Origin of the sequence: Portibacter lacus (assembly GCF_021533215.1) — a bacterium.
Lineage (GTDB): Bacteria > Bacteroidota > Bacteroidia > Chitinophagales > Saprospiraceae > Portibacter > Portibacter lacus.
Genome location: NZ_JAJNKA010000009.1, coordinates 84,718 through 101,716, shown reverse-complemented (window position 1 = coordinate 101,716; position 16,999 = coordinate 84,718). Strand labels below are relative to the sequence as shown.

General features: G+C 36.6%; 15 protein-coding genes and 1 pseudogene. 9 read left to right on the top strand and 7 right to left on the bottom strand.

Translation table 11 applies throughout. The features are described from left to right. Positions 1-62: 62 nt before the first annotated feature. Positions 63-2,438 carry a TonB-dependent receptor domain-containing protein gene (locus L2586_RS15845; RefSeq protein ID WP_235293906.1) on the top strand — a complete coding sequence of 792 codons (2,376 nt, stop codon included), beginning with the start codon at positions 63-65 and terminating at the stop codon, positions 2,436-2,438. 50 nt (positions 2,439-2,488) lie between these two features. After that, on the top strand, positions 2,489-2,974 hold the full coding sequence (locus L2586_RS15840) for a hypothetical protein (protein ID WP_235293905.1): 486 nt from the start codon (positions 2,489-2,491) through the stop codon (positions 2,972-2,974). Positions 2,975-3,173: 199 nt separating this feature from the next. On the opposite strand, the gene ruvB is transcribed toward L2586_RS15840, so the two are convergent. Next, positions 3,174-4,199 carry a Holliday junction branch migration DNA helicase RuvB gene (gene ruvB / locus L2586_RS15835; protein ID WP_235293904.1) on the bottom strand — a complete coding sequence of 342 codons (1,026 nt, stop codon included), beginning with the start codon at positions 4,197-4,199 and terminating at the stop codon, positions 3,174-3,176. A 168-nt stretch (positions 4,200-4,367) separates the two neighbouring features. After that, positions 4,368-4,685 (bottom strand): DUF3467 domain-containing protein, encoded by a 318-nt coding sequence (locus tag L2586_RS15830; protein WP_235293903.1) that lies wholly within the window; start codon positions 4,683-4,685, stop codon positions 4,368-4,370. Positions 4,686-4,752: 67 nt separating this feature from the next. Here L2586_RS15830 and L2586_RS15825 point away from each other — a divergent pair, with 67 nt between their 5' ends. From L2586_RS15825 to L2586_RS15805, 5 genes and pseudogenes are all read left to right on the top strand, one after another. After that, positions 4,753-5,424: a hypothetical protein gene (locus tag L2586_RS15825; RefSeq protein ID WP_235293902.1), complete on the top strand. Its 672-nt coding sequence runs from the start codon at positions 4,753-4,755 to the stop codon at positions 5,422-5,424. A 23-nt stretch (positions 5,425-5,447) separates the two neighbouring features. Continuing rightward, a complete protein-coding gene (locus L2586_RS15820; RefSeq protein WP_235293901.1) occupies positions 5,448-6,314 on the top strand; it encodes an alpha/beta hydrolase in 867 nt (288 codons plus the stop codon). Beyond that, complete coding sequence (locus L2586_RS15815; RefSeq protein ID WP_235293900.1) at positions 6,314-7,441, top strand: helix-turn-helix domain-containing protein; 1,128 nt, start codon at positions 6,314-6,316, stop codon at positions 7,439-7,441. The genes L2586_RS15820 and L2586_RS15815 overlap by 1 nt, the downstream gene beginning before the upstream one ends. Positions 7,442-9,150: 1,709 nt before the next feature. Continuing rightward, positions 9,151-9,336, top strand: a pseudogene (locus L2586_RS24855) (phage tail protein); the annotation flags it as partial. Positions 9,337-9,583: 247 nt separating this feature from the next. Continuing rightward, positions 9,584-11,257: a serine hydrolase domain-containing protein gene (locus tag L2586_RS15805; protein WP_235293898.1), complete on the top strand. Its 1,674-nt coding sequence runs from the start codon at positions 9,584-9,586 to the stop codon at positions 11,255-11,257. Positions 11,258-11,499: 242 nt separating this feature from the next. Here L2586_RS15805 and L2586_RS15800 read toward each other — a convergent pair whose 3' ends face one another. Then, positions 11,500-13,098 carry a thiol-activated cytolysin family protein gene (locus L2586_RS15800; protein WP_235293897.1) on the bottom strand — a complete coding sequence of 533 codons (1,599 nt, stop codon included), beginning with the start codon at positions 13,096-13,098 and terminating at the stop codon, positions 11,500-11,502. A 12-nt stretch (positions 13,099-13,110) separates the two neighbouring features. Further along, the gene (locus tag L2586_RS15795) at positions 13,111-13,791 is read right to left on the bottom strand and encodes an outer membrane protein (RefSeq protein WP_235293896.1); all 681 of its coding nucleotides are present in this window, start codon (positions 13,789-13,791) and stop codon (positions 13,111-13,113) included. A gap of 409 nt (positions 13,792-14,200) precedes the next feature. On the opposite strand from L2586_RS15795, the gene L2586_RS15790 reads away from it, so the two are divergent. Together L2586_RS15790 and L2586_RS15785 are read left to right on the top strand one after the other, a co-directional pair. Further along, positions 14,201-14,698, top strand: a complete 498-nt coding sequence (locus tag L2586_RS15790; RefSeq protein WP_235293895.1) for a PKD domain-containing protein — start codon at positions 14,201-14,203, stop codon at positions 14,696-14,698. Positions 14,699-14,754: 56 nt separating this feature from the next. Then, entirely contained in the window at positions 14,755-14,973 is a 219-nt protein-coding gene (locus L2586_RS15785; RefSeq protein ID WP_235293894.1) for a PspC domain-containing protein, read from the top strand. A gap of 98 nt (positions 14,974-15,071) precedes the next feature. On the opposite strand, the gene L2586_RS15780 is transcribed toward L2586_RS15785, so the two are convergent. From L2586_RS15780 to L2586_RS15770, 3 genes are all read right to left on the bottom strand, one after another. After that, complete coding sequence (locus L2586_RS15780; RefSeq protein WP_235293893.1) at positions 15,072-15,317, bottom strand: hypothetical protein; 246 nt, start codon at positions 15,315-15,317, stop codon at positions 15,072-15,074. A gap of 251 nt (positions 15,318-15,568) precedes the next feature. Further along, positions 15,569-16,249 carry a DsbA family oxidoreductase gene (locus tag L2586_RS15775; RefSeq protein ID WP_235293892.1) on the bottom strand — a complete coding sequence of 227 codons (681 nt, stop codon included), beginning with the start codon at positions 16,247-16,249 and terminating at the stop codon, positions 15,569-15,571. Positions 16,250-16,279: 30 nt separating this feature from the next. Next, positions 16,280-16,933 (bottom strand): DUF4159 domain-containing protein, encoded by a 654-nt coding sequence (locus L2586_RS15770; protein WP_235293891.1) that lies wholly within the window; start codon positions 16,931-16,933, stop codon positions 16,280-16,282. Between the last annotated feature and the right edge of the window lie 66 nt (positions 16,934-16,999).

Below are 16,999 nucleotides of genomic sequence, written 5' to 3'. Positions count from 1 at the left end.
TCGTTTAGAGAAAAGATTTGTTTAAAAAGTAAGGTTAATACATCTTTGGAAAAATTGTAGAAATGAAAGCCGTCTTTAAGGTATTTATTGTTCTAATGCTTTTCTCGAGTCAACTGACTGCTCAAACATCTACCTATACAATTTCAGGAAGAGTCGTGGACGGTATAAGTGAAGATCCCATCGATTATGCTACCGTAATGATCATGGATAATGACTCTAAAGAAATGATTACCGGTGTAACTACTGAAAACTTAGGAAAGTTCAGCGTAGATGTTAAATCCAAAAATGTATATATAGAAGTCAGCTTTCTAGGATATGAAACAACATCAATTACTGAGATCACATTTAACAACAACATTGCGAATGTTGGTATAATTAAATTAGGTCAGAATGCTCAAGCATTAGATGAAGTGGTTGTACGAGCTGAAAAATCTCAAACCGAATTCAAGTTAGACAAGCGAGTTTTTAATGTAGGGCAAGATCTTTCAAGTACTGGGGCAAGCGCTCTAGAGGTCTTGAATAATGTTCCATCTGTCAATGTTAATATAGAAGGATCTGTAACCTTAAGAGGAAGTAGCGGTGTTCAAATTTTAATCAACGGAAAACCGTCTATTCTTACGAACGAACAAGGAAATGCGCTAGGTACGATTACCGCGGACATGATTGAAAAAGTAGAGGTGATTACGAATCCATCTGCAAAATATGAAGCGGAAGGAACAGCTGGAATCATCAATATCGTACTGAAGAAAAACGAAAAGAAAGGTCTTAATGGTTCGGTGTCACTTAATACAGGATTCCCACAAAATCATAGTCTAGGATTAAGCTTGAATAAAAGAACAGAGAAAATGAATCTGTTCACTCAGATCGGAGCTGGGTATAAAATCCTGCCAAACGCTGTAGAAAATATAAACAAGAACTTCCAGACAAATACTACCTTATCTTCAATGGGTGACGAATTTAGAAATGAGAACTTCTATAACTTTATTCTAGGCGCAGACTACTATTTCAACCCAAGAAATGTCATGACGATCTCAGGAAGTTATGCTTATGAAATAGAAGATCAACCTTCGGAAACAAATTATTCATTGGTAGATGATGCTGGAACACTAATTCAGCAATGGAAGCGAGAGGAAGTTACTTCAGCGCTCAACCCTAAACTTCAATACGAATTACAATATAAAAGTGATTTCAAAGATGATAAAGACCACATGCTATTATTTAGTGCTATCGGTAGTTACTTTGGAAAAGCTCAGTCCTCAGAGTTCAAAAATACAGTGATCTTTGGTGATGATGATGATTTTAATGATCAGCTCACGTCCACCACATTTAACGAAGGAAAATACACCTTCAACTTAGATTACACTAAACCGTTCAATGAAAAATGGACGTTAGAAGCAGGGTCGCAGTATTTGATCAATAATGTAAGTAATGATTACAGTGTAAGTAATGAAGAAGACGGAAAATTTGTTCAAGATGCTGGATTAACGAATGTGTTTAACTATGATCAAAAAGTTCTGGGCGTATATGGAACTGGATCATATGAAGGTCAGAAGTGGGGTGTGAAATTAGGGCTAAGAGCAGAAAATACAGACTTGAAAACCTTACTTGTTAACACCAATGTTACCAATGATAGAAATTTCACTAATTTCTTTCCATCATTGCATACTTCCTATAAAATAACGGAAGGCATTTCTATGCAAGCTGGATATTCTAGAAGAATCTTCAGACCATCTTTATGGAGTCTGAATCCATTTTTCAATATCAGAAACAATTTCAATGTAAGAACTGGAAATCCAAATCTACTTCCTGAATTTTCTGATTCCTACGAAGTGGGTGGTATCATCATCTTGGAAAAAGCATCATTAAACTTAACGGCTTACAGAAGGAATACAACAGACGTTGTTGAATATTTTTCATCATTCGAAAATAATGTAAACACTTCTAAACCGTACAATATTGGAACTAGAAAGTCGACGGGACTAGAATTTAATTTCAAATATGATGTTTCGAAAATAATAACATTGAATGGTGATGCAAACTATTTCACCTTCACAAGAGAAGGGCGATTCGAAGAATCAGATTTTAATTATCAAGCAGATCAATGGTCTACTAAGTTGACCACAAAATATAAGGTTAATAAAAGTTTCGACGTAGAAGTTATTGGCCAATATCAATCAAAGGAGGAAACTGTTCAAGGCGTCGTATCTGATAATCTGTTCGCAGATATGGGATTACGATATAAATTAATGAAAGGAAAAGCTGTTATCAACTTAAGTGTCAGGGACGTATTCGCATCGCGAATTCGTGAAAATTTCACAGAGCAAGTAGGATTTTCCGTGTATAGTAGACAACAACGAGGGAGATTTATTTCATTAGGTTTTAGTTATGGATTCGGCAAAGGCGAAGCCATGCAATATTCAGGATCACGAAGAAGATAAGAAAAGATAGAATATTATAGCGATTTATGAGCAGAAAGGTATCGAACACAATGAGATCAATCCACAGATATCTGGGATTTTTTCTCGCGGGAATAATGGCAGTATATTCTTTAAGTGGAATGGTTTTAATTTTTAGAGATACAGATTTCTTAAAGAAGAATATCGAAACGAATACAACGATTGCGGCGAACTTAGATAACAGTACGCTAGGAAAAACTCTGAAAATTCGAAACTTCAAAGTGGAGAAAACAGACGGCGATCATGTAACTTTTAAAGGTGGAACATACGATAAGTCAAGTGGAAATGTCAAACTTATAAAGAAAGAATTACCATATGTGCTTGGAAAAATGACACACCTTCATAAAGCAAAGTCATCACAACCTTTGTTTTTTTTAAACATCTTTTTCGGGTTATCACTTTTCTTTTTTGTGGTTTCCTCTTTTTGGATGTTTATGCCTTCGACATCCGTGTTCAAAAAAGGGATGGTATTCACTTTAGTCGGAGTCATTCTAACATTAATACTGCTATTTATTTAGCAGATAAGATAAGATTTTCATATAAGATGAAGATCAAAAATTGCATGTTATTCGTGCAACTTGAAAGCATAAAAATTAGTGGTAAATATGGTACAACTACCCATTGCCACACCATGATATAGTTACTATATCATATTTATTTCACTAGTTTTTAATGCATAAATACCCCAGAGAAACAAATGTTAATCAACGTTGTGGCCTAAAATAAAGTATTGTTTTTATTAGGAGCGACAACACCTAAATGCTGGTAAGCTTTTAATGTAGCTTCTCGGCCTCTTGGAGTTCGCTGTATATAGCCCTCCATGATTAGAAAAGGTTCATGCACTTCTTCTATCGTTCCGGACTCCTCTCCTACTGCAGTTGCAATCGTACTAATACCGACTGGCCCACCTTTGAACTTATTAATGATGGTATCTATAATCCGATTATCCATTTCATCCAGCCCGCTATCATCCACATTTAAGGCATCGAGTCCCATCTTAGAAATTTCGATGTCTATCGTTCCATTTCCTTTAATCTGTGCGAAATCTCGAATTCTTCGTAGCAAAGCGTTCGCTATTCTCGGAGTTCCACGGCTACGTTTAGAAATTTCGAACGAACCTTCAGAAGTAATCGGAATATTTAGAATTCCAGCACTTCTTTCGATGATTCCCTGAAGTGTCTGAATATCGTAATAATCGAGTAAAAAATTGATCCCAAATCGCGCCCTCATAGGTGCTGTAAGCAATCCCATTCTGGTCGTTGCACCGATTAAGGTGAATGGTTCTAAGTTTAGTTGAACAGATCTTGCATTCGGCCCCGAATCAATCATAATATCGATCCGATAATCTTCCATTGCAGAATACAAATATTCCTCTACGATATTATTTAGTCTGTGAATTTCATCAATAAACAACACATCACCTTCTTCCAGATTCGTCAGTAACCCAGCAAGATCTCCTGGTTTTTCCAAAACAGGTCCTGAAGTCATCTTGAGAGCAGTTCCCATTTCCGTAGAGATAATATGTGACAAGGTTGTTTTCCCTAATCCAGGAGGCCCATGAAGCAAAACATGATCTAGTGCCTCATTCCTTTGCTTTGCAGCTTGAATGAAAATTTCTAGATTATTGACAATTTTCTTCTGACCTTTGAAATCAGACAAGACTGCTGGCCGAATGCTCTTTTCATAATTCTGCTCTTCAGAATTTAGACCTTCACCACTTGCATCTAGATTTTCGTTCAGCATAAATTGATTTTCACAAAAATAGTAACTTGATAGCTAATTTGATACTTCCTAATTAGAAATTTTAAATTAGCATTTATTCTTAATAGCACATGAGTAAGTCACCTAGAAAGAGTTCCTGTATCTAACTCATCATATCACCTTGCCTTATTAATTAAGGCTAGTGATTCACTATGCTTGTGCTGTAGGAGTAAAATTCATCGGCGGATACACCTCTTTAGAAGCCGTCTCCCCTATCGTACCAAATTGTTTTTCGTACTTATCGATATTATCCGAAAGCGCCTTCATTAATCTTTTCGCATGTTCTGGCGTAATGATTATTCTAGATTTCACTTTTGCCTTAGGAACATTCGGAACGAGTCTTACGAAATCTACTACAAATTCTGAATGCGAATGAGAGATAATTGCAAGATTCGCATACGTGCCTTCTGCAATATCTTCTGGTAAATCTATATTTACTTGATTGTTAGCTGGTTTATTTTCTGCCATTTTTATTCTATCTTTTGATCAAATATAACGTAACATTACAAACAAAGTTTCCGTTTTATAAAATAATATGACTAAAACCCTTCCATACTTTTTTCTGATGATCATGATTGCTTGTCTGACGGACTGTACACCAGCCAGATTTGTCAAACCCCTAGAAAAAAATGAATGGGCGATAGGTGCAAATGCTGGAGGTCCATTGATCGATCTCTTTGGCACAAAGTTGCCCGTTCCATTTAGCTCCTTATACGCCGGTTACGGAAAAACAGATCGATTAACCATTCATGGTGGTCTGCACACGACTAGCCTAGCCTATAAAACTTTACAGTTGGATGCAGGCGCAAGTTATCTCATTATCAATTCTGCTGGAAGTATTCCAGGCATCTCTGTGAATGGGACTTTGAACGGGATGTTTGATTTTCGAGAATACAACGCTAGAGTTTATCCTAATCTTGCTGGAAATTTATTCTGGGATGACAAATATGGGAGATTCTACTGTGGCATGGAAAACTGGATAGATCCATTCAAAAATGGCGTTCCTGATAACTCGACGTACAAACCGTGGACACCAGCGTTTTATCTAGGAGAAACCTTAAAGTTAAACAAATGGGAAGTTACCTTTGAATATAAAAACTTAGCTCCATATACCAGCAATCGGGGCCATGTCGTACAGTATGCAAGAAGTGGAAAGAAAGGGGCACATGGAATTTATTTATCTATTCAAAAAAGATTCGGCGGATGAGAATAGTGTATTATTTCTTTTTTATGTCAATGTTTTTAGCTTTTTCAGGATGCTTAGATCTAGGTCCTTTATTGTTTAATCCGGACACAAGCATTACCGAATACCTATGGGACGAGAATCCTGACAATTCCTACTTTGACCCAGAAAAGAACTACTATATTAAAGATGGTGAATTTCATTATTTCACACTTGAATCTGACCACGAAGGCCAAGTCGAAACCATCCATGCTGTCTATTTAGGTGATCTGGAAACCATCGATTCAGATACCGTTATTATATATAATCATGGAAATAGTTATCAAATGGATGTCTATTACCCTCGAGCACAACTCTTATATCATGCTGGAGGAAAAAGTAGATATGGCGTACTCATGATGGATTATCGAGGATTCGGATTGTCTACTGGAGAGCCATCTGAATCCAGCTTATTATCAGATGTTAATAGCTGCATTCAATGGTTAAAAGATCGAGGATTAACAGAAGATCGAATGATCATGTATGGCTACAGCTTAGGTTCGATTCCATCCGTTTACTTGACAGCAACACCTCAAGCAATGGCGCCACACAAGCTCATGCTTGAAGCTCCTATTGGAAGTATCAGCACCATGTCGTCTAATGGATCGGGCTTGTCTATGCCATCGAGTTTTTTCGCAGACCTCTTCGCTGATAACATTGAAGAAATAAAAAAAGTAAAACAAGACTTATATTGGATTCATGGTGAAATGGATAACTTTCTCAATTACACTACTCATGGGGAAGCCATTTATAATAATCATAATAGTGAATACAAGATTGCTGTTCCTGTTAGCAATGGAGATCATGGCGATACACCGTTTAAGATGGGAGAAGAAAAATATATGAACTCAGTTTACGAATTTATTAAACGCTGATGTTTGAAATCCAGGTCAATGTTTCCAACCTTACCATCTTAGCTTCCGTATTTATCGGATTAACCTTTGCGATGCTATTGATTTTTGCGAAGCGAATAAATCAGAAAGCAAATAGGTTACTCGGATTCTTGATGTTGATCATTGTGCTGTGGAATATCTGGGTATTAATTGTTGATTTCAAGTTATACAATCATTTCCCGATGCTATGTCTGATTCCCCTAAACCTTTCCTTGGCCATTGGTCCATTATTCTATCTTTACACACGAAAACTCATTCATCCCGCTTATCCATTTAGCAAAAAAACATTTCTCCATTTCGCACCACTTACTTTAGAAATCATTGTGCATTTTTTAATCGCGAATGAATCATTAAGATTAGGAATTAATCCAACGAATACCTCGAGTTTCCTAAATTTCATTCCCATCATCCAATTGTTTACCATCATTTCTATTATTACCTATTGTGTTTTAGCATTGAAAGCAATAAGAAAACACCATGCCCTAAGCAAGGACGTATTCAGCAATGAAAAGCAATACGATCTGAGATGGTTGTATCGACTCATTATCATTTTCGGAATCTTATGGTTTGCGCTCGTACCTTATACATTTATCGACTATATATTTTATGATTTCCAATTATCTATAGGAGATTATTATCCGATCTATATCCTACTAAGTGTCATCACCATCTGGATCAGTGCTGAAGCTTTCTTAAAACCCGAAGTTATCTTTGCAGAAACGAAAGACATTTCTCCAATAGCCTCAGAAGAAAATGAAGAGGATTTAAGTGAAGAAGCTGCTTGGCTTGAGCAGGAGATGGAAAGGAATCAATATTTTTTAGATCCCGATATGACTTTGCGGAAACTAGCAAGTGAGCTGGACCTCCATCCTAATCATCTCTCCATGTTAATTAACAGTGGTCTAGGGAAGAATTTTACAGATTTTGTGAACCAATATAGAGTTGATGCTGTGATAAGCAGACTTCACGATCCAAAATTTGAACACATCACCTTACTCGGCATTTCCTTTGGATGTGGATTTAGTTCTAAGACCACTTTCAACCGCGTTTTTAAGAATATGACGGGGAAAACGCCAATGCAATTCAAAAATGAAAGCTCCAGCGTGTAACAGATATAAAACGAAACCAAATGTAAATTAGAATTGGAATTGTTATCCAAATTTGATTCTGCGATTATTCACGTTATTTTATTAAAAAACTCACCCTATAGGGTTATAGGTAGCGCTAAATTTTATCGCTAAATTTAGTTTTTTTTACCTTAAAACACTTTCCAATGAAATTATCAAATTTATGTCTGGCTATTACCTTAATATTATTTGCTACTCTGCTTAATGCTCAAGACAAGGTCAAAATTGCGTTAGAGGGAAATGACAAAGTTGAATTGGTTACCAATAATATAGGGGATTTAAGATACAATATCCTATCATCAGGTAGTGGCAGTGACAATTTATTTTTTGGTCAAAACACCGGAATAAACATTAATCATTCATCGGGGAGTGAGGGCTACTATAATACGGCTGTGGGTAATTTTTCTTTTGCATTTAATACAGTGGGATTTGGAAATTCTGCTTTTGGAAGAAGTGCATTAAATAGTAATTCGTCTGGATATTATAATCTTGCACTAGGTGCGCAAGCGTTATCTTCTAATCAGATTGGATTCCGAAACGCAGGATTGGGTTATGGGGCTCTGCAACAAAATGTCAGTGGAAATGATAACATTGCAATAGGGGTAAATTCTATGTTTTATAATGTTGGCAAATCAAAAAATATAGCCATTGGAAATTATGCAATGGAAAATGCTGATAATACTTCTACTTTATCAGAAGGAAGGAATATCGCTATAGGCTATGAAGCATTGAAAGGAAGCAGTACTCCAACAAACAATACTGGCACAGAAAATATTTCGATAGGTGTTCAGTCAATGTTAAATAATACCAGCGGACTCGGCAATGTGGCTATAGGGCCAGGAACACTGCATGGAAATTCTATGGGTTCTTATAATACTTCACTTGGTCATTCTTCTCTGCAGCAAAACACAGAAGGCAGTCGTAACGTTGCAATTGGTCATTTGGCATTGTTTAGCGGCCAAACGGGTATCGAGAATGTGGCTATTGGAGCTCAAGCTGGACTGAATAGTAGGGGGAGTAATAATGTATTTATCGGGTATAAGGCTGGATTATTAGAAACAGGTACAGGAAGCAACAAACTTTACATAGATAATTCTGGTGCCTCGAGTAGTGAGGCATTGATCTACGGAGAATTCGATAACGAGTACCTAAGGATGAATGCTAATCTGGAAGTTTATAGTGTTGATTCAAATAATCCTGCAGTTAAGGGCATTATAAAATATCCGATTGGAACATCTACTTTTGAACCAGGTGTTTATGGGGAGAATATTGTGGATAATAGATATGGAACAGGAGTAAGCGGGAAGGGAAATTTTCAAGGTATTAGAGGTGAGGCTTTTGGGCCAAATTGGACTGCATATGGAGTAGGAGGGAATGCCATTTCGAACAATACAAGCTCTAATTATGGTGTATATGGTGCTGCTCAAAATGGTGCAAGTAATTATTCCATTTATGGTGATTATCCTGGATCTGGAGCGAATGACTGGGCGGGGTACTTTAATGGAAAGGTGAATGTTCAAGATTCAGTCATGACCTCTGCTATTAAGTTTCATAACAACGTGTCCGGAGGTCCAGTGGGAAACAAAATTGAACACGCAGTGCCAGTTAAATACATAATAGCGGTGGGAGGCACATTTCCAAGTGCTTCAGGAGGGGCACAGTATAATGTGACATTGGTAGGAGAAATAAAAATGTTTGCAGGAAACTATGCACCAGATGGGTGGGAATTTTGCAATGGACAAACTTTAGCCATTTCTTCACACAATGCCTTGTTTTCAATACTGGGTACGAGGTATGGCGGTAATGGAACCTCCACTTTTGGGCTGCCTAATATGAATAATGCAGTGCCTATACACTATGAGGGAACTGCAAACTATTAAGCGGTGTTCGCCGCTCTTCATTAAAAGCTATTTTGGTGCTTAAACTTCATAACCAAAATATAAAAATATGTTTTAGAAATTGGAAATGGCTTGTCATCAGGTGATCGGACATTGTATTAGATAGAAATTTACCGATTATATATCACTTCGTTTGAATTGTGATTTCATAGGTTTGCAAATAAAATCTAATAACTTCGTAAAAATAGGTGTCATTATGTAAAATGGAACGTATAAACGTCAATAAATGCAGACATTTGAAGAAAAAAAGATGGGCCTTAGAATTTTATTTGTCATTTCTGTATTCGCATATTTATATTCGTGCGCTTCTAAAAAACTAGTTTTAAGTGAAGGTGAGATTTTAAATGAAATGCACAAAAATCACATAGGTGAAATCACTTTTATGACGACACCTATTCCTTTCGAAAATTATTCGGACGAGGATATTAAATCTAGAATACCATTTGGAGAAAGTCATGAGCTTAATGCAAGAATGTTTCTTTCAAAAACATTAACGGCCTATCTAAATGAGCTTGAGCCAGGACAATCTGTAGAAAAATTAGCTAAGAGTGGTAATTTTCAGATTGCTTTTTATGTAAACAATAATTTGATTTATACGGAAAATCTCAATGTTAATGCTGGATCTCCTTGGTATAAAAACTCAGGCACGGTCTATAGAATTCCATTTAAGATCAAAGAAAGCATGGATCATTGGGCTCCATATATGTGGCAGAGGTTTGCATTCCAAAATGGTGGTCAAGACTTGCTAAACAGCGGTGAACACAAGTTAAAATTGGAAGTGAGACCCTACATTGAAATTGATAAAATTAAAGTTGGTGATGTCATAGCTCAAGGAGAAGTCACCTTGTATTCAGATGAGATGGAAATAGATGTTGATGAAAACTTGATACAAATTCAAGCAATCGAAGATGGCAGCGGATGGCCACTATCAACTGACAAATACAATGAGGAAAAAATCGAAGCTCTAAATAAAAGAATAGCAAGTAAAATTTTCAAGGACATCACTAGCATTGTTGTGATTAAAGATGGAAAATTATTGCTTGAAGAATATTTTAACGATACTTATAGAAATACAAAGCACAACACTCGATCTGTCGGAAAGTCTTTTATGTCAGCCATTATGGGTATTGCCATAGATGAAGGTCATATCAAAAATGAAGATCAAAAACTTGGTGATTTTTACGATTTAAAGAAATTCAAGAACTATTCTAGCGATAAAGATGATGTCACCATCAAAGATCTACTAACCATGTCTTCAGGCTTCGAGGGAGATGATGGCAACTTAGATTCACCAGGCAATGAAGAATATATGTATCCAACGAAAAATTGGGTAAAATTTGCTTTAGATCAGCCGATGGTAGAACAAAGAACATGGAAGTATTTTACGGCGGGATCAGTCGTCCTTGGAGATATTATTCACCAATCTGTTCCTGGTGGTCTTGAAAAATATGCAGAAGTAAATTTCTTCGAACCTTTAGGCATTCAAGATTACCAGTGGCAATATACACCACAAAAAGTAGCCAACACGGCAGGTGGCATTCAAATGAACGCCTTGGATTTTGCGAAATTAGGGCAACTCTATAAACAAGAAGGTAATTGGAATGGACAACAGATTATAAGCAAGGCTTGGGTCGAAAAAAGTATATCTAAACAAGTGAAGATTCCGAGGAATGAAGACGATTATTATGGATACCAGTTCTGGAATAAAACTTTCTTCATTGATGGCAAATCTTATGAAGCATCCTATTGCACTGGAACTGGAGGCAACAAGATCTATATTTTCAAGGATATTCCCTTTGTGATTGTCATCACTTCCAAGGCATATAGATTACCACAAGCGCATTCGCAAGTAAGAAAGATGATGGAAGATTATATTTTACCAGCAGTTATTCACGACTAATGTTTTATGTTGGAAAGTAAAGCCCGTTATCTTGGGAAATAACTTCATAGAATTAACTTAGACCATCGAGCCTACTAATCAATAGCAACATAAACATCAGCTTCGATAAAAAAGCATTATTTAAACTTTCAAAATTGCCATAAAGGGATCGCTGAACCGAACTTGCAACCCATGATATTCATAGCCTGACTGCATGTCAGACCATGAAATCATTTCAGAAATTCAGGAAAAACTTCATCGAATCATCTGGTGGACCATTCTAAGTGCAGTTTCGCCGTAAACGCACCTTCATTAATTTCTATGAATTCTGGATATGCATTTTCGTTTTCTGGATTACTAATAGATTTCAAGTAAGCTGAAAAATTGAAATAAATTTCACCCATTTCATGTAGTCCACCGATATCAGCATCGTAAAACTGAACAACGTGTTGGTTTCGGAAATGCTCTTCTCTTACAGGAATATTGACATCGAGGGATTTAGGTAGATCTGATGTCTGAACATCTTGCCATTTCTGATCATCGAATTTTCCGATCCAGTCCCATTCGTCATCTGCATAGCGCTGGTAATACTGAATAATATCTGGATTCACAGCCGAGCCAATGGCGATATCATCCCATTCTGTATTGTTATCCTCTAAGGCAGGAAATGAAGTCACTTCCGTCTCAGTAATGATCAGGTGATTAGGAATCTTACTACAATCCGGAACATCATATTCTACCGCACCCGCAATCGCTAATAATGGATAAGACGGATCACTCAATTGTCTAATTTTGTATTGGATCGGAACGCCTAACGATGGGTCATTTCCTCCATCTTTCATCCATTGAAAAGTAGCTTGAATAGATTCCATTCCCAGCCCCGAACCTGATACCTTACTCGCTTCTTGCGCATCGCCGCCAAGAATGGCAACCGTGAAGGTCGAATTAGAAAAGAAGTTCTTGATTTCTGTAGAAATTTCTCCATCCACTTTCGAAAAGCCAGACCGAAACTTTCCTTCTATCTCTGCGCTCGTATTGTATTCTGCGCCTTCGTAAGTAAAAATCCCTATCAACATTCTACCGTAAGCAACTTCCGTAATTAATCCAAGCGGTCCTTGAGTGGCTGTGATTTCACTTAACTTATCTGGATCTACATCTGCATGAAATAAATCAGCTGGAGTAGCAGGATTCCCAATGCTTGCCGTGTGATATATTTGATAAAACTTAACTACAAAAGAATGTTTCTCGACCGTTGACTCGAAATCGAACCTACTTTTCACACTATTTCCTAGATACTTGTAGTCAAGACCCACATGGACCATGCTTTGTTCTAGTGAATAAGCTTCCACTGCTTCGGACTTGATGTTTGCTGAAAAACTTCCTGCAGCATCTTCCATTTCCTTAATGGCTTTGTCAACATTTCCTCGTTGCGATGGATCCGCAACTTCTCTGATATCTCCTAAGTCACTGGAAACCTGAATCGATGCTCTCTTAATTCCACCAATTCCACTTAAGTCATTTTGCTCCATGTAATCTTTAATTTTAATGATCGAGCCAGGATACAATGATGCCGTATTCGTAGCAGCAGCATCATCGAACGCATTCAATGTTAAGTTTTCTATCACAACGGTCTCTTTCACTTTTTTGCCATTGCATAGGAACTTATGACCATTTCCGGCTTTGTCTTCGGAGAATCCATTGTCTGACTCTTCGTAAAATGCTTCTGGTCTGGGAATGATATCGCCACTATCAAATAGCGATTCAATGGCTTCTTTATTGAGTTCTTTTATCGTTTCTAATCCTTGCTTGGAACAGCTAGCATTCATCAAAATCAAGGCTATTATTAATATTGTATTTCTCATTTTCAGTTTTATTTAAAAGGCTAATGTTCGTTTTTGTTTCTTATTTAAGCTGGGGCATCTCACTTTGTTCCGCTGAAAGGTTGGACTTAATCTTATTCCAGCACGCATCGTGAAAATATGCTGAGAGTTGTAAATGCTTAGACCCTGATTTTCCGGATCAGGAATGGTAAACCTGGATGGCAGGTAATCGTACTGGAGACCGATGATTACATTCCGGCTTCCAAATTTTATTCCACCAGTAAGTTTGTAATTCATGGAAGTTTGGCTCGCAGAACTAAGCAGATCATTCGGATTTTCTAGGTCAATGCTATACTGTTTAAATTCAGAAATTTTATGAACTAAACCAGCGCCTATATATGGATCAACACCGTATGGAATAAGGTACGAAAGATTATTCAGGCTAATTCTTAGTCCTAATTCTTGGTAAGATTCTTTGAGTTCATTATTTCTGTAGGCAAATGTTAAAGGTGACTGATAAAAATATTCTAGGAATACAGGAATCGCTGAATGCCCGATAATTGCTCCTCCACCAAGGCCAATACCTTTCTTCTGAAAAGCAATCTGATTGTAATGAATATAGTATTGATATGAAAGGTCAAACTCCACGTAGATGCGCTTCTTTTTGATTGGGTCTGTTGCTTGAATAGGTTGCAAGAACAACGCTAAAAAGCAAATGATTAAATATAGTTTCATTTTATTGATTTAGTGATTTCGCAATCATATATCAATAAGAAGGAGAAGGTTACCTTGAAGATTAAAATCAGTCATTTTCAACCCATTATTGGTACATAAAGCACCATCAAATACAAATTTATATTTAACATATATTTACAAGTAATCATAAGTAAGTTCAAGCGATAGCGGATAAATAAAAATTTATTACAGGTCAATGAAATGGCGACAGTGTCGGCTATCATTGAAGATCAGAAAAATAAAAATTGCGAGAAAAGGATAGAAACTAAGGACGGAGAAAGGATAACATATTTTAATATTTATATATATTTTTTTCCTTTTAATTAAGAATACTATCTATTACCTTTATAATTGATTCGATACCGATTTTAGTCGAATTAACCGATTTTTTTTAACGTATCCCATTAGCATGAATCGACAAAATACGGTTGACCCCGTAACTGAATTGTTCGAGCGGGTCAATATTAATATTAAGAAAAAAGAATTCTTTCTTCTCTTAATTGTAGGTATTATAGGCTGCGCAGGCACTATGGCTATTTTTAATAGAGCCGCTCCTCCGAGTACTCCTGCAACAAATCAATTATCTACAATTAACATTCCAAAAGTAGCAAAGTCGAAATCTTTTTTTGGCAAGCTAGATCCTTTCTTAAGTATACAAGGAGATTTCAGAGCTGAAAAATCCATTGAATTTGCGATATCTAATTATAATCCTAAAGCCCATTATGAGGTGAATTTCGGGGATGGAGATGTGATTAGAAGCAATGCACAAGTCATTAACCATGTCTACAAAAAAGATGGCGAATACAATGTAGAATTAATCATTCATTATAAAAATGAATCAAATTCAATCTTCAATACTAAAGTGAATATTTCTCCTCCAAGTGATACATTTCTATCTAGTTTGTAGAGCCCAAACGTGCATTTATAATTTTTTTTATATAAATTAGTTATAACTTTGTACTTATGATGGATTTTTTTAAAACTACAGTTGAACGCTCCGTATTTGGAGTTTGCAGTTATCTCGCTGATAAAATGGGAGTTAGAACGGCACGTGTACGGCTGTATTTCATCTACTTAAGCTTCGCAACATTAGGTTCTCCAATCTTAATTTATCTTGTTACTGCTTTCTGGTTAAACATTAAGAAATACATTAGAAGCGGAAGGAATTTATTGCTGGATTAAAATTTGGTTAATTCATTCGATCTTTATTTCTCGGACTGAAGTCCAAAGCCTGTCCCACATTTTCTGCGGGGCTCCTATTAAGTTCCTAGCTAACTACTTTACTCCTCTTCATCACTATCTAGATCTTCTATTAAATTAGAGACCCAAAGCAATACTTTAGGACTCAAGTACTTAGACATCCCTGATTTCCTGCTGGCACTTTTCAGTATATTAATATTCTTATAACCGATTTCACGAGCTTCCGCTAATTCGATATAATCGTCCCACTCATTTCCAGAAATAATGTCAAACTGAGCTCTGAGGATGTCTAAGTCTGTTGGATCATTGATGTCGTATTCAGCCATAATACTAAGTTAACAATTATAATGCTAACACATCTGTAAAATAGCCGAGCAATTTGCGCTATCGTCTTTAGTATAATCCTCCTTGCATCCCATCCGAAAGGTTTGCTTTCGGTTCTCTCACTATTTTCACGCTGTGAAAATTGCTGCGCAACGTTCTTTCATCACTCATTTCCAGAAATAATGTCAAACTGAGCTCTGAGGATGTCTAAGTCTGTTGGATCATTGATATTGTATTTAGCCATACAACTAAGTTAACAATTAGGATCGTCCACTGCACAAGAATTTGCTTCTTCTTGAATTTTTTCTCCTGCACCTTTTATCCATTGGACCAAAGCTTCTGGTGGCTGTGCGCCGCTTATACCGTATTGGTTATTCAATATAAAAAATGGAACACCACTTACTCCGCGTTGCTGAACTTCTTGGATCGAACGCTTTACTTCTGAAGTAATCGACTCATCATTCATGATTTGCTTACTCTTTGTTGCATCCCATCCAAATTTCGCCGTAATCTTAAGAATCTCGTTTTCATCCGTCATATCGATCACCTTTTCAAAATAGGCCTCGAAAAACGCTTCTTTTAAGTCATTCGCAAAACCTTCCTTCGTTGCTTCATGTAATAAATTATGAAGACGCAGCGTATTCGGAATTTTCTTCATCCAGTCGAAATTAATTCCAACCTCTCTACCTTTTTCCTCTAGCCGATCTAACATCCCATTAGAACGCCCATCTGTACCAAATTTTGCTTTGAAATAAGCATCTCTATCTAATCCCGTTTCAGGAATCGATGGATCCAGCTGAAAAGGTCTCCAATTCACTTCTATATCGTAACCGTCTAAGTTCTCTAACGCTGTCTCTATATTCTTCTTGCCTACATAACACCAAGGACAAGCAACATCAGAAACAATATCTAATTTTAATGTTTTATTTTCCATACTATAGAAACATTGACCTAAAAAGAAAGTTTAAAAAGAAAAGGCATACTGTATAATATTCGCACCCATCTGAAGTGCCTTAAGTCTTAATTCCACTGGATCTTTGTGTACTTCTTCATCTTCCCAGCCATCTCCGATATCACTCTGAAATGTATAGAAGCAGACAACTCGTCCTTCCCATAGCAAACCAAATCCTTGTGCAGGATCATCGTCATGTTTATGAATCTTAGGAGGACCAGACTTAAATGTATATTGCTGATTGTAAATCTCATGGCTAAATGGCAACTCGACAAACTCCAGTTCTGGAAACACCTTCTTCATCGAAGGTCTCAAAAACTTATCCATTCCGTAGTTATCATCGATGTGCAAAAAACCACCAGAAATCAAATAATTTCTTAGATTCTCGGCCTCACTATCTGAAAACACAACATTCCCATGGCCCGTCATGTGTAAGAAAGGAAAATTGTAAATATCTATACTCCCAACATCCACCGTCGCATAATCTGGATCAAAATTAGTTCCTAAGGTCTGGTTACAGAAATTAGCCAAATTCGTCAAGGCCGTTGGATTCGCATACCAGTCCCCTCCCCCATTATATTTCACTAGGGCCAATTTCAAACTTGGTTCTACTGGTTTGAAACTAAAAATGGTGAATAATAGAAGAAATCCGATCGCTTTTTTCATATGTGATTATAAAGTTTATAAACAGTAATATATTGTTTTATATCATTTATTTTTCTTAGAAGGTCA

Excerpts from the sequence above, each read along its gene's own strand:
- L2586_RS15845 (WP_235293906.1), top strand. The coding sequence starts at position 63 with ATGAAAGCCGTCTTTAAGGTATTTATTGTTCTAATGCTTTTCTCGAGT.
- L2586_RS15840 (WP_235293905.1), top strand. The coding sequence starts at position 2,489 with ATGAGATCAATCCACAGATATCTGGGATTTTTTCTCGCGGGAATAATG.
- ruvB (WP_235293904.1), bottom strand. The coding sequence starts at position 4,199 with ATGCTGAACGAAAATCTAGATGCAAGTGGTGAAGGTCTAAATTCTGAA.
- L2586_RS15830 (WP_235293903.1), bottom strand. The coding sequence starts at position 4,685 with ATGGCAGAAAATAAACCAGCTAACAATCAAGTAAATATAGATTTACCA.
- L2586_RS15825 (WP_235293902.1), top strand. The coding sequence starts at position 4,753 with ATGACTAAAACCCTTCCATACTTTTTTCTGATGATCATGATTGCTTGT.
- L2586_RS15820 (WP_235293901.1), top strand. The coding sequence starts at position 5,448 with ATGTCAATGTTTTTAGCTTTTTCAGGATGCTTAGATCTAGGTCCTTTA.
- L2586_RS15815 (WP_235293900.1), top strand. The coding sequence starts at position 6,314 with ATGTTTGAAATCCAGGTCAATGTTTCCAACCTTACCATCTTAGCTTCC.
- L2586_RS15805 (WP_235293898.1), top strand. The coding sequence starts at position 9,584 with ATGCAGACATTTGAAGAAAAAAAGATGGGCCTTAGAATTTTATTTGTC.
- L2586_RS15800 (WP_235293897.1), bottom strand. The coding sequence starts at position 13,098 with ATGAGAAATACAATATTAATAATAGCCTTGATTTTGATGAATGCTAGC.
- L2586_RS15795 (WP_235293896.1), bottom strand. The coding sequence starts at position 13,791 with ATGAAACTATATTTAATCATTTGCTTTTTAGCGTTGTTCTTGCAACCT.
- L2586_RS15790 (WP_235293895.1), top strand. The coding sequence starts at position 14,201 with ATGAATCGACAAAATACGGTTGACCCCGTAACTGAATTGTTCGAGCGG.
- L2586_RS15785 (WP_235293894.1), top strand. The coding sequence starts at position 14,755 with ATGATGGATTTTTTTAAAACTACAGTTGAACGCTCCGTATTTGGAGTT.
- L2586_RS15780 (WP_235293893.1), bottom strand. The coding sequence starts at position 15,317 with ATGGCTGAATACGACATCAATGATCCAACAGACTTAGACATCCTCAGA.
- L2586_RS15775 (WP_235293892.1), bottom strand. The coding sequence starts at position 16,249 with ATGGAAAATAAAACATTAAAATTAGATATTGTTTCTGATGTTGCTTGT.
- L2586_RS15770 (WP_235293891.1), bottom strand. The coding sequence starts at position 16,933 with ATGAAAAAAGCGATCGGATTTCTTCTATTATTCACCATTTTTAGTTTC.